Annotated in this window: 12 protein-coding genes; 11 read left to right on the top strand and 1 reads right to left on the bottom strand. The window is 61.2% G+C overall.

Annotation, left to right across the window (positions count from 1 at the left end; translation table 11 throughout):
* Positions 1 to 54: 54 nt before the first annotated feature.
* The 11 genes from rsfS to ACOYXG_RS23320 all read left to right on the top strand — a co-directional run bounded on the left by rsfS (position 55) and on the right by ACOYXG_RS23320 (position 10577).
* Positions 55 to 549, top strand: coding sequence for a ribosome silencing factor (rsfS, locus tag ACOYXG_RS23370; RefSeq protein ID WP_007960601.1), 495 nt, complete (start codon positions 55 to 57; stop codon positions 547 to 549).
* A gap of 9 nt (positions 550 to 558) precedes the next feature.
* Complete coding sequence (gene rlmH, locus ACOYXG_RS23365) at positions 559 to 1026, top strand: 23S rRNA (pseudouridine(1915)-N(3))-methyltransferase RlmH (RefSeq protein ID WP_003185785.1); 468 nt, start codon at positions 559 to 561, stop codon at positions 1024 to 1026.
* A gap of 10 nt (positions 1027 to 1036) precedes the next feature.
* A complete protein-coding gene (gene mrdA / locus ACOYXG_RS23360) occupies positions 1037 to 2932 on the top strand; it encodes a penicillin-binding protein 2 (RefSeq protein ID WP_096796302.1) in 1896 nt (631 codons plus the stop codon).
* A 31-nt stretch (positions 2933 to 2963) separates the two neighbouring features.
* The gene (rodA, locus tag ACOYXG_RS23355) at positions 2964 to 4067 is read left to right on the top strand and encodes a rod shape-determining protein RodA (RefSeq protein WP_047296919.1); all 1104 of its coding nucleotides are present in this window, start codon (positions 2964 to 2966) and stop codon (positions 4065 to 4067) included.
* Between the two features lie 17 nt (positions 4068 to 4084).
* Positions 4085 to 5095 (top strand): lytic murein transglycosylase B, encoded by a 1011-nt coding sequence (gene mltB / locus ACOYXG_RS23350; RefSeq protein WP_007960589.1) that lies wholly within the window; start codon positions 4085 to 4087, stop codon positions 5093 to 5095.
* Positions 5095 to 6105: a septal ring lytic transglycosylase RlpA family protein gene (locus ACOYXG_RS23345; RefSeq protein WP_007960588.1), complete on the top strand. Its 1011-nt coding sequence runs from the start codon at positions 5095 to 5097 to the stop codon at positions 6103 to 6105. Before mltB ends, ACOYXG_RS23345 begins: the two co-directional genes overlap by 1 nt.
* A 187-nt stretch (positions 6106 to 6292) precedes the next feature.
* Positions 6293 to 7450 (top strand): D-alanyl-D-alanine carboxypeptidase family protein, encoded by a 1158-nt coding sequence (locus ACOYXG_RS23340; RefSeq protein WP_025108693.1) that lies wholly within the window; start codon positions 6293 to 6295, stop codon positions 7448 to 7450.
* Between the two features lie 85 nt (positions 7451 to 7535).
* The gene (locus tag ACOYXG_RS23335) at positions 7536 to 7811 is read left to right on the top strand and encodes a DUF493 domain-containing protein (RefSeq protein WP_027612895.1); all 276 of its coding nucleotides are present in this window, start codon (positions 7536 to 7538) and stop codon (positions 7809 to 7811) included.
* On the top strand, positions 7811 to 8458 hold the full coding sequence (gene lipB / locus ACOYXG_RS23330) for a lipoyl(octanoyl) transferase LipB (protein ID WP_460354250.1): 648 nt from the start codon (positions 7811 to 7813) through the stop codon (positions 8456 to 8458). The genes ACOYXG_RS23335 and lipB overlap by 1 nt, the downstream gene beginning before the upstream one ends.
* 25 nt (positions 8459 to 8483) lie before the next feature.
* Positions 8484 to 9482, top strand: a complete 999-nt coding sequence (gene lipA, locus ACOYXG_RS23325; RefSeq protein WP_160768663.1) for a lipoyl synthase — start codon at positions 8484 to 8486, stop codon at positions 9480 to 9482.
* 129 nt (positions 9483 to 9611) lie between these two features.
* On the top strand, positions 9612 to 10577 hold the full coding sequence (locus ACOYXG_RS23320) for a S66 peptidase family protein (protein ID WP_460354247.1): 966 nt from the start codon (positions 9612 to 9614) through the stop codon (positions 10575 to 10577).
* 100 nt (positions 10578 to 10677) lie between these two features.
* Here the strand turns inward: ACOYXG_RS23320 and ACOYXG_RS23315 are convergent, their stop codons facing one another.
* Positions 10678 to 12000, bottom strand: a complete 1323-nt coding sequence (locus ACOYXG_RS23315) for a lytic murein transglycosylase (RefSeq protein ID WP_460354244.1) — start codon at positions 11998 to 12000, stop codon at positions 10678 to 10680.
* Positions 12001 to 12044: the final 44 nt, after the last annotated feature.

Genomic DNA, 12044 nt, shown 5'->3' with positions numbered 1-12044 from the left:
ATACGAATCCACGTATCGCCAAGCCGCCGAATATACGAGCAAAACGAGTTTTATATGACTGACAAAGACGTAAGCAAAGTTAAGCGCAAAGGCACGTTCAAGAGCGCACCGCTGCCGGAAGTCGCCAACACCAACGAGCCGCTCAAGGGCGACGAGCTGGTCAAGGTTGCCGTGGCAGCCCTGGAAGACGTCAAGGCACAAGACATCCAGATCATCGATGTGCGCGACAAGCAGAGCATCACCGACTACATGATCATCGCCACCGGTACGTCCAATCGCCAGATCAACGCGATGCTGGACAAGGTCCGTGAAGAAGTCAAAAAGCAGGGCGCCAAACCGCTGGGCGAAGAAGGCAAGGGCGACAGCGACTGGGTGCTGCTCGACCTCGACCTGGTGATCGTGCACATGATGACTGCCTCGGCGCGTCAGTTCTACGACCTGGAACGCCTGTGGGCCGGTGCCGAGCAAAGCCGTGCGGCAGACGCCAAGCACCACAGCCCGGAAAACACCCACGAGCATTTCACCAAGCTCAACAAAGACCAGCTGTAAGGGATTGCTGTGCGACTGCGACTGATCGCCGTCGGTTCACGCATGCCCAAGTGGGTGGAAGAAGGCTGGCATGAATATGCCAAGCGTCTTCCGTCCGAACTGGCGCTGGAACTGGTGGAAATTCCGCTCAATACCCGTGGCAAGAACGCCGACGTGGCCCGTTTCATCCGGCAGGAAGGCGAAGCCATGCTGGCCAAGGTCGGGCCGAACGAGCGGATCGTCACGCTGGAAGTCCACGGCAAGCCTTGGAGCACCGAGCAACTGGCGGTCGAACTCGACCGTTGGCGGCTGGATTCGCGCACGGTCAATTTCATGGTCGGTGGCCCCGAAGGGCTGGCGCCGGAAGTCTGCGCCCGCGCCGATCAGCGCTGGTCGTTGTCGCCGCTGACCTTGCCGCACCCGCTGGTGCGGATCCTGATCGGCGAACAGCTGTACCGTGCCTGGACCGTGCTGTCCGGTCACCCTTACCACAAGTAGTCCTGCCCTCATGTCTCAGCCGATCCGCATCAAGGACCACGAAAAGGACGCCCGCCTGGTGCGTAGCCGCGTCGTGTTCGGGGCCATTGCGGTCATGCTGTTGATCTGCGTACTGATTGCGCGGCTGTACTACTTGCAGGTGATCCAGTACGAGTACCACTCGACACTCTCGGAAAACAACCGCGTCCACGTGCAGCCGATTCCACCGACCCGCGGCTTGATCTTCGACCGCAACGGCGTGGTGGTGGCGGACAACCGCCCGAGCTTCAGCCTGAGCATGACCCGCGAGCGTTCCGGCGACTGGCAGCAAGTGCTCGACGTGATCGTCGAAGTGCTGCAACTGACGCCCGAGGACCGGGTGATCTTCGAGAAACGCATGCGTCAGGGGCGTCGGCCATTCGAGCCGGTGCCGATCCTGTTTGAGTTGACCGAAGAGCAGATCGCCCGGATCGCGGTTAACCAGTTCCGCCTGCCTGGGGTGGAAGTGGTCGCGCAACTGGTGCGCCACTACCCGCAGGGCGCGCATTTTGCGCACTCGGTGGGTTACATGGGGCGCATCAACGAGAAAGAGCTGAAGACCCTCGACCCGGTCAACTACAGCGGCACCCACCACATCGGCAAGACCGGCATCGAGCGTTTCTACGAGCCGGAGCTGCACGGGCAGGTGGGGTACGAGGAAGTCGAAACCAACGCTCGGGGCCGCGTATTGCGCGTGCTCAAGCGTACCGATCCGATTCCCGGCAAGGACATCGTCCTGAGCCTGGACATCAAACTGCAGGAAGCGGCCGAAGCTGCGCTGGGCGGGCGACGTGGCGCGGTGGTGGCGCTCGATCCGAAGACTGGCGAAGTGCTGGCGATGGTCAGCCAGCCGAGTTTCGACCCGAACCTGTTCGTCACCGGCATCAGCTTCAAGGCCTATGCCGAACTGCGCGATTCCATCGACCGGCCGCTGTTCAACCGCGTGCTGCGCGGCCTGTACCCGCCGGGTTCGACGATCAAGCCGGCGGTGGCGATTGCCGGTCTCGATTCTGGCGTAGTGACAGCGTCGAGCCGGGTGTTCGACCCCGGTTACTACATGCTGCCCAACTACGATCACAAGTACCGCAACTGGAACCGCACCGGTGACGGCTTCGTCGATCTCGACACGGCGATCATGCGTTCCAACGACACCTACTTCTATGACCTGGCGCACAAGCTGGGCATCGATCGGTTGTCGGCCTACATGAACAAGTTCGGCATCGGCCAGAAGGTCTCGCTGGACATGTTCGAAGAGTCCCCCGGCCTGATGCCGTCCCGCGAGTGGAAGCGTGCGACGCGCAAGCAGGCGTGGTTCCCGGGTGAAACCCTGATTCTGGGGATTGGCCAGGGTTATATGCAGTCCACACCGTTGCAACTGGCGCAGGCCACGGCGCTGGTCGCCAACAAAGGCATCTGGAACCGGCCGCACCTGGCCAAGACCATTGAGGGCGCCAAACCGGTAGACGAGAACCCGATGCCGGACATTGTCCTGCGCGATCCGTCGGACTGGACCAAGGTCAACCACGGCATGCAGCAGGTGATGCACGGCGCCCGGGGTACTGCGCGCAAGGCAGCAATCGGTGCGCAATACCGCATCGCCGGCAAGTCCGGTACCGCTCAGGTCGTCGCGATCAAACAAGGTGAAAAATACGACCGCTCCAAGGTTCAGGAACGCCACCGCGACCACGCCTTGTTCGTTGGTTTCGCCCCGGCCGACAACCCGAAAATAGTGGTTTCGGTGATGGTCGAGAACGGTGAGTCCGGCTCCGGTGTCGCCGCGCCAGTGGTGCGTCAGGTCATGGATGCCTGGCTTCTGGATCAGGAGGGTCGATTGAAGGCCGAATACGCCGGTCCTATCAGTGCGGAGGCTACGGCCCGTGATGAATAATTTTGATCGCATGCTCTCCAGCGAGGATGTGATGCGTCGCCGGGCGACGCTGCTGCAACGTTTGCATATCGATGGCCCGCTGTTGATCCTGCTGCTGATCCTCGCCGCAGGCAGTCTGTTCGTGCTGTATTCGGCCAGTGGCAAGAGCTGGGATCTGCTGGGCAAACAAGCCACGTCGTTCGGCATCGGCCTGGTGTCGATGATTGTCATCGCCCAGTTCGAACCACGGTTCATGGCGCGTTGGGTGCCGCTCGGTTACGTGGTCGGCGTGGTGCTGCTGATGGTGGTGGACATCATGGGCCACAACGCCATGGGCGCAACTCGCTGGATCAACATCCCCGGGGTGATCCGCTTCCAGCCCTCGGAGTTCATGAAGATTCTGATGCCGGCGACGATTGCCTGGTATCTGTCCAAACGCACGCTGCCACCGCAACTCAAGCACGTCGGCATCAGCCTGATGCTGATCGGTGTGCCGTTCATTCTGATCGTGCGCCAGCCCGACCTCGGCACGTCGCTGCTGATTCTGGCCGGCGGCGCGTTCGTGCTGTTCATGGGCGGACTGCGCTGGCGCTGGATCCTCAGCGTGCTGGCCGCCGCCGTACCGGTGGCGATCGCCATGTGGTTCTTCATTATGCACGACTACCAGAAGCAGCGGATCCTCACGTTCCTCGACCCGGAAAGCGATCCGCTCGGCACCGGCTGGAACATCATCCAGTCGAAAGCCGCGATCGGTTCCGGGGGCGTGTTCGGCAAGGGCTGGCTGCTGGGCACCCAGTCGCACCTGGACTTTTTGCCGGAAAGCCACACCGACTTCATCATCGCCGTACTGGGCGAGGAGTTCGGTCTGGTGGGCATCTGCGCGCTGCTGCTGATCTATCTGCTGCTGATCGGTCGCGGCCTGGTGATTACCGCCCAGGCGCAGACGCTGTTCGGCAAATTGCTCGCCGGCGCGCTGACCATGACGTTTTTTGTTTATGTTTTCGTCAACATCGGTATGGTCAGTGGCCTGTTGCCGGTGGTGGGGGTGCCGTTGCCCTTCATTAGCTACGGAGGAACTTCGCTGGTGACACTGCTGTCAGCGTTTGGGGTTTTGATGTCGATTCATACGCATCGCAAGTGGATCGCACAGGTTTGAATAAGGTGAAGAGTTCAATGCAAGTCATGCGCAGCTGGGCGACTCGTTACGCGCCGTGGGTCGGCCTGGTCGGCATCCTTGGCAGCGCGCAGGAAGCGCTGGCCGGCGATTACGAAGGTTCACCGCAGGTGGCCGAATTCGTTGGCGAAATGACCCGCGACTACGGTTTTGCCGGTGAGCAACTGATGGCGGTGTTCCGCGAGGCCCAGCGCAAGCAGGCGATTCTCGACGCCATCTCCAAACCCGCCGAGCGGGTCAAACAGTGGAAAGAATATCGCCCGATGTTCATCACCGACGCGCGCATCGCCCGTGGTGTGGACTTCTGGCGCCAGCACGAGGCCGTTCTGGCCCGTGCCGAGCAGGAATACGGCGTACCGGCGCAAGTCATCGTGTCGATCATCGGCGTCGAGACCTTTTTCGGACGTAATACCGGCAATTACCGGGTGATTGATGCATTGTCCACGCTCGGTTTCGACTATCCTCCCCGTGCCGAATTTTTCCGCAAGGAATTGCGTGAGTTCCTGCTGCTGGCCCGTGAAGAACAGGTCGATCCATTGACCCTCAAAGGCTCGTACGCCGGGGCGATGGGCTTGCCGCAATTCATGCCGAGCAGCTTTCGCGCCTATGCGGTGGATTTCGACGGTGACGGTCACATCAATATCTGGACCAATCCGGACGATGCGATCGGCAGCGTGGCCAGTTACTTCAAACGGCATGGCTGGGTCGCCGGGGAACCAGTGGTCAGTCGCGCCGATGTGCGCGGCGAGCAGGTCGATGAAGGCCTGACCACCGGCATCGAGCCGACGAAAACGGTCGGAGAGTTGCGGGCGCTGGGCTGGTCAAGTCATGATGCGCTGCGCGATGATATGCCGGTTACTGCATTTCGCCTCGAAGGCGACAACGGCCCTGAATACTGGATGGGCCTGAAGAATTTCTACGCGATCACGCGTTATAACCGCAGCGTGATGTACGCCATGGCCGTACATCAACTGTCTGAAGAGCTGGTAAAAGCACGGGGCGTCAAGTAATGCGGGCATTGCCTATCAATAAACCCCTGAAGCTGGTGGCATTCGCCGCGTTGGCGGTGCTGGTCGCCAGCTGTTCGACCAGCCGCGCGCCAACCCAGAAGACCTCGTCTACCGCCGTACGTGCGCAGCCGGGGCTGGACATCAACCGCGCGCACAAAGACGGCGCGCCGTGGTGGGATGTCGATGTTTCGCGGATCCCGGACGCCACGCCGACCCTGCACACCGGCCCGTACAAGGCCAACCCGTACACCGTGCTGGGCAAGACCTATTTCCCGTTGCAGGAATCCAAGACCTACGTCGCCTCGGGTACGGCGTCCTGGTACGGCACCAAGTTCCACGGGCAGAACACCGCCAACGGCGAAGTGTATGACCTGTACGGCATGAGTGCCGCTCACAAGACTCTGCCACTGCCAAGTTACGTTCGGGTGACCAACCTGGACAATAACAAGAGCGTGATCCTGCGGGTCAACGATCGCGGGCCGTTCTATTCGGACCGGATCATCGACTTGTCCTACGCGGCCGCGAAGAAGCTCGGTTATGCCGAAATCGGCACCGCGCGGGTCAAGGTCGAGGGCATCGATCCGCAGCAATGGTGGGCCGCCAAGGGCCGTCCGGCGCCGCTGATGCTCAACGAGCCACAAGTCGCGCAGAATAGCGCCCCGGTGATCACGGCGTCGGCCGGTACCATCGAGCAGTGGACCCCGCCGCCGCAGCAACATGCCTCTGACACTGTCCCTGTACAGATCAGCGCAAAAAAAAACGCTTCTGCACCAGCGTCTGGCCAGTATCTGCAGGTGGGCGCGTTCGCCAACCCGGACGCTGCAGAACTCCTGAGGTCGAAGCTCAGCGGGATGGTGAGCGCTCCGGTGTTCATCAGCTCGATCGTGCGCAATCAGCAGACCCTGCACCGGGTACGCCTGGGGCCGATCGGTTCGCCGGGTGAGATCGCCCAGGTGCAGAACAGCGTGCGCCTGGCCAATCTCGGCTCGCCGAGCGTGGTCACCGAGTAAGAAACGTAGCACTTGATTGACGGTTCACTTGCGGTTTTGGGGGGTGAACCAGGTTGTTGGCTCGTCGAAGAACAAAAGCCCGGCAAGGGTGACTGGAGTGAGCAACTGAACACGCGATGGCCCGTTAGAAGGCTGTCTGAATAGTTTTGCCTTCGGGCAAGTTTCCATTAGCGATTTCGAGAGACGGATGAACATCACCACCTTTGCCAAACGCCTGTGTCTGCTAGTCCCGCTGCTCCTCTCGCCAGCCGCTTTCGCGGCCGAGATGATGCCGTCGCCACCTCAACTGGCTGCAAAAGCCTACGTGCTCATGGACGCCAGCAGCGGCAACGTGCTGGTGGAGAACAACGGTGACCAGCGTCTGCCGCCAGCCAGCCTGACCAAACTGATGACCGCGTACATCGCTACGCTGGAAATCCGTCGTGGCCAGATCGGTGAGAACGACCCGGTGACCGTCAGCGAAAACGCCTGGCGTACCGGCGGCTCGCGGATGTTCATCAAAGTCGGCTCGCAAGTGACCGTCAGCGACCTGCTGCATGGCATCATCATCCAGTCCGGCAACGACGCCAGCGTGGCGCTGTCCGAGCACATCGCCGGCAGCGAAGACGCGTTCGCCGACCTGATGAACAAGACGGTCACCGATCTGGGCATGACCAACTCGCACTTCATGAACCCGACCGGTCTGCCGAACCCTGAGCACTACTCGTCGGCTCACGACATGGCGATCCTGGCCCGTGCGATCATCCACGAAGACCCGGCTCACTACGCGATCTACTCGCAGAAAGAGTTCTTCTGGAACGGCATCAAGCAGCCTAACCGCAACCTGCTGCTGTGGCGCGACAAGACCGTTGACGGTCTGAAAACCGGTCACACCGACGAAGCCGGCTACTGCATGGTGTCCTCGGCTGTACGTGATGGCCAGCGTCTGATCGCCGTGGTGTTCGGCACCAACAGCGAAGTGGCGCGTGCCGCTGAAACCCAGAAGCTGCTGACCTACGGTTTCCGTTTCTTCGAAACCCAGACCTTCTACCAGAAGGGCACCGAACTGGCTCAGGCCCCGGTGTGGAAAGGCACCACCAGTCAAGTCAAGGCCGGCCTGGCTGAAGACCTGACCATGACCCTGCCAAAAGGCCAGCTGAAAAAGCTCGCTGCCAGCATGACCATGAACCCGCAACTGACCGCGCCAATCGCCAAGGGCGACGTGATCGGTAAAGTCGAAGTGAAACTGGACGACAAGGTAGTGCACAGCGCTGACCTGATCGCTCTGGACGCTGTCGAGGAGGGTGGTATCTTCCGCCGCATGTGGGATAGCATCCGTCTATTCTTCTACGGCTTGTTCAACTGATTTGTGTTGACCTGCATGGCCCCGCCCCGATCCGGTGCGGGGCCATGTGCGTTACCACGGCTTGCGCTCTAGAGGCCGTTACGCCATGACCGATACCGAAGTAAAGGCGCCAAAGATCGAATTTCCGCAGACTGATTATCCGATTAAGGTGATCAGCGATACGGGCGTCGGCAACAAAGACAAAATCATCGACATCGTCAAGAAACACGCAACCATCAATGATGAGCGCATCGACGAGCGTCAAAGCAGCAACGGCAAGTACACCACCATCCAGCTGCACATCGTCGCGACAGACCAGGATCAGCTGTACAACATCAACAGCGAACTGCGGGCTTCCGGTTTCGTGCACATGGTGTTGTGATGCCGGGCACGCTGGGCTTTCGCGAACTTGGCCAGATGGCTTACGAGCCGGTCTGGCATGCCATGCAACGCTTCACCAACGAACGCGGCAGCGATGCCGCCGACGAAATCTGGCTGGTCGAGCACCCTCCGGTGTTCACCCAGGGCCAGGCCGGCAAGGCCGAACACCTGTTGCTGCCGGGCGATATCCCGGTGGTACAGGTCGATCGCGGCGGGCAGGTGACTTATCATGGCCCCGGCCAATTGGTGGCTTACCTGTTGCTGGATGTGCGCAAGCTGGGTTTCGGCGTACGTGATCTGGTCACGCGCATGGAACAGTGCCTGATCGAACTGCTGGCCAGCTACGGCGTCACCGCCGCCGCCAAGCCAGATGCTCCCGGCGTCTACGTCGACGGAGCGAAAATCGCTTCTCTGGGTTTGCGGATTCGCCACGGTTGCTCCTTTCATGGCCTGGCCCTGAACGTGGATATGAACCTGGAGCCGTTTCGACGGATTAATCCCTGCGGCTATGCCGGGCTGGCGATGACCCAGCTGAGCGATCACGCAGGATCGATTGAATTTGCCGAGGTAAGTGCCCGGCTGGGCGCGCAGCTCGTCAAACACCTCGACTATGCTGAGCAGACGACCCTGACGGGCGGAATCGACTGATATGACTACTGATGCAGTGCAAACCATGATCCCGACGCTCGACGTGACCGAGCGCCCGGCCCCGCGTCCCAAGGTTGAAGCCGGCGTCAAGCTGCGCGGCGCCGAGAAGGTTGCACGCATCCCGGTAAAGATCATTCCGACCACCGAACTGCCGAAGAAACCCGACTGGATTCGCGTGCGCATCCCGGTTTCGCCGGAAGTCGACCGGATCAAGAGTCTGCTGCGCAAGCACAAGCTGCACAGCGTCTGCGAAGAAGCCTCCTGCCCGAACCTGGGCGAGTGCTTCTCCGGCGGCACCGCGACCTTCATGATCATGGGCGACATCTGCACCCGTCGTTGCCCGTTCTGCGACGTTGGCCACGGTCGTCCGAAACCACTGGACGTCAACGAGCCGGAGAGCCTGGCGATCGCGATTGCCGACCTCAAGCTCAAGTACGTGGTGATCACCTCGGTTGACCGCGACGACCTGCGTGACGGTGGTGCCCAGCACTTTGCCGACTGCATCCGCGAGATCCGCAAGCTGTCGCCGAACGTGCAGCTGGAAACCCTGGTCCCGGACTACCGTGGCCGCATGGACATCGCCCTGGAAATCACCGCTGCCGAGCCGCCGGATGTGTTCAACCACAACCTGGAAACCGTGCCGCGCCTGTACAAGGCTGCGCGTCCGGGTTCGGACTACCAGTGGTCGCTGACCCTGCTGCAACGCTTCAAGCAGATGATGCCGCACATTCCGACCAAGTCCGGCCTGATGCTGGGTCTGGGCGAGACTGACGAAGAAGTCATCGAAGTCATGAAGCGCATGCGCGAACACGACATCGACATGCTGACCCTCGGCCAGTACCTGCAACCGTCGCGCAGCCACTTGCCGGTGCAGCGTTTCGTGCACCCGGACACCTTCGCCTGGTTCGCCGAAGAAGGCTACAAGATGGGCTTCAAGAACGTTGCTTCCGGCCCGCTGGTACGTTCGTCGTATCACGCCGACGAGCAGGCGAAACTGGTCAAGGCCGAGCTGCTCGGTTCCTGATCCGGCGCTGATAGGCTCGAAAAATACCCGCTTCGGCGGGTATTTTTGTTTGGGTCTGCCGCGCACTCTTTTGTTTGTCTCTGGACCTGACTACTGTGTCTGCAAGACTTCACACAGGGAGACCCATGGATGACCGTTCGACCGACCCACAGCCTTTTTCCGCATAAACCCGTACCGGCGCTGCCGTCCGAAGGGCTGATCGGCCTGATCGCGCCCGCCGGCCCCGGCGCACTGCACACGGAAAAGGCTGTGCAGTGGATGCGCGCCCGCGGCTATGCGCTGAAAGTGTTCCCCGGTGTCTACGAGAAGGACGGCTATCTGGCCGGCAGCGATGACGTACGCCTCAACGACCTGCATGCCGCGTTCGCCGACCCTGAAGTCGACGCGATCATTTGCCTGCGCGGCGGCTACGGTACGCCGCGCCTGCTGGACCGGATCGATTACGATCTGCTCAGCCGCCACGCCAAGCCGTTTGTCGGCTACAGCGACATCACCGCGCTGCATCTGGCGATCAGTCGCTACGCCGGGTTCGTGACCTTCCACGGCCCGCTGCTCAACGCCGATTTGCTGGGCGACAAGGAGCCGCCGACTGTCACTTCATTCTTCGCCATGCTGCGCGGTCAGTTGAAGGCGGGGAGTGTGTTGAGCCATCCGGTGGCTTATCCCTTGACCACGGTCGAACCGGGTATTGCGCACGGGCGTTTGCTCGGCGGCAATCTGGCGATGATCGCCGCAACGCTGGGCACGCCGTATGAGATTGATGTCGAGGGCGTGATTCTGCTGATCGAGGACGTCAACGAGCCGCTGTACCGCATCGACCGTTTGCTCACGCAGATGCGTCTGGCCGGCAAGCTGGCCAGATTGCGCGGTGTGCTGGTGGGGGATGTCGCCGGGGTCGATGTCGAGGCTTTGAACCGCTTGCTCAAGCAGACGTTCGAGCCGTTACGGATTCCGGTGCTGTCGGGGTGGCGCAGCGGGCATTGTGATCCGAACCTGACGCTGCCGATGGGGGCGCTGGTTCGACTGGATGCGGGGAAGAAGGAAATGATGTTGGAACAGGATGTGGTGATCAAGACTGAAACGGTTATTGCCTGACAGTCAGTCTTCGCGAGCAGGCTCGCTCCCACATTGGAATACGGTCAACTGTGGGAGCGAGCCTGCTCGCGAAAGCGATACCCGCCATACGGCAGTGTTTCTATTGGGCGCGCAGGCTCTCAAGCAGCTTATGCGTCGGATAGCCGTCCGCCGGCCAGCCAAACGACTGCTGGGCACTGCGGATCGCCTTGCGTGTATTGGCGCCGATAATCCCGTCCGCCGTTCCCGCATCGTAGTTACGCGCGCTCAGCAGGGTCTGCAATTCGATACGTTCGGTACGGCTCAATGGCAGATCGTCTTTCGGCCAGGTGCCGTTGATCAGGCCTGCGCCGTTGAAGCGCTCGGACAACAGGCTGACCGCCAGTGCGTAGGACGACGAGTTGTTGTACTTGAGGATCGCCCGGAAGTTATCGAGGATCAGGAACGCCGGGCCACGGTAACCGGCCGGCAGCAGCAGGGCGGCAGACAGTTGTTCCGAGCCGGCCGGGGCCTGACCGCCATTGGGCAGAATCACCCCCAGTTGACGCCATTCAGCGACGGTCTTGCGCATCGCGCCATCGGCCAGGGTGTAGTTGAAGCCGCTCGGCAGTTGCACTTCGAAGCCCCATGGCTGACCACGCTGCCAGCCGGAGCTTTGCAGGTAATGCGCTGTGGAGGCCAGGGCATCGGCCGGGCTGCCCCAGATGTCGCGGCGGCCGTCACCGTCGAAATCCACGGCGTGGGTGTTGTAGGTCGTCGGAATGAACTGGGTCTGGCCCATCGCGCCGGCCCACGAGCCAAGCATCTTTTCTGGCGTGATGTCGCCCTGTTGCAGGATCTGCAGCGCCGCGATCAGTTGTGCATGAGCAAATGCGGGGCGACGGCCTTCGTAGGCCAGGGTCGCCAGCGAGTTGATCACCGATTTGCTGCCCTGGAACTGACCGAAGTTGCTTTCCATGCCCCATACCGACACCAGTGCCTGGCGATCCACGCCATAACGCTGTTCGATGCTTTGCAGGATGTCGGCGTACTGACTGATCAGCGCCTGCCCCTTGCGCACTCGCAGCGGCGACAGGGCGCCATCGAGGTATTCCCATACTGGACGAGAGAACTCCGGCTGGCTGCGGTCGGCTTTGATCACACTGGCATCGAAGCTGACATTGGCAAACGCGCGGTCGAACAGATCGGCGCGGATCCCGGCTGCCAAGGCATCCTTGCGGAAACCCGCCTGCCATTCGGCAAAGGTCTGGGTTGGCTGAAGATCAAGCGGGTCAGCGGACGGCATTACCGGCGGGATGATTGCCGGGGCTGTTGCGACAGGGGCGGCTTGAAGGGGTTGCGCATCGGCGGCGGTAGGTTTTTCCGCGCAGGCGACAAGCAGAATGAAGCTGGAGGCAGCGATCAGTTGGCGAACGGGCCAACGACGGGAAAGACTGAAGGGCATGCACAGTTCCAGGGAATACGAATCAGGTGCAGACCTTAACATGA

The organism is Pseudomonas sp. G3-39, assembly GCF_054790485.1.
Note: the sequence above shows the minus strand (reverse complement) of the source record. Positions and strands in the feature narration are given on the sequence as shown.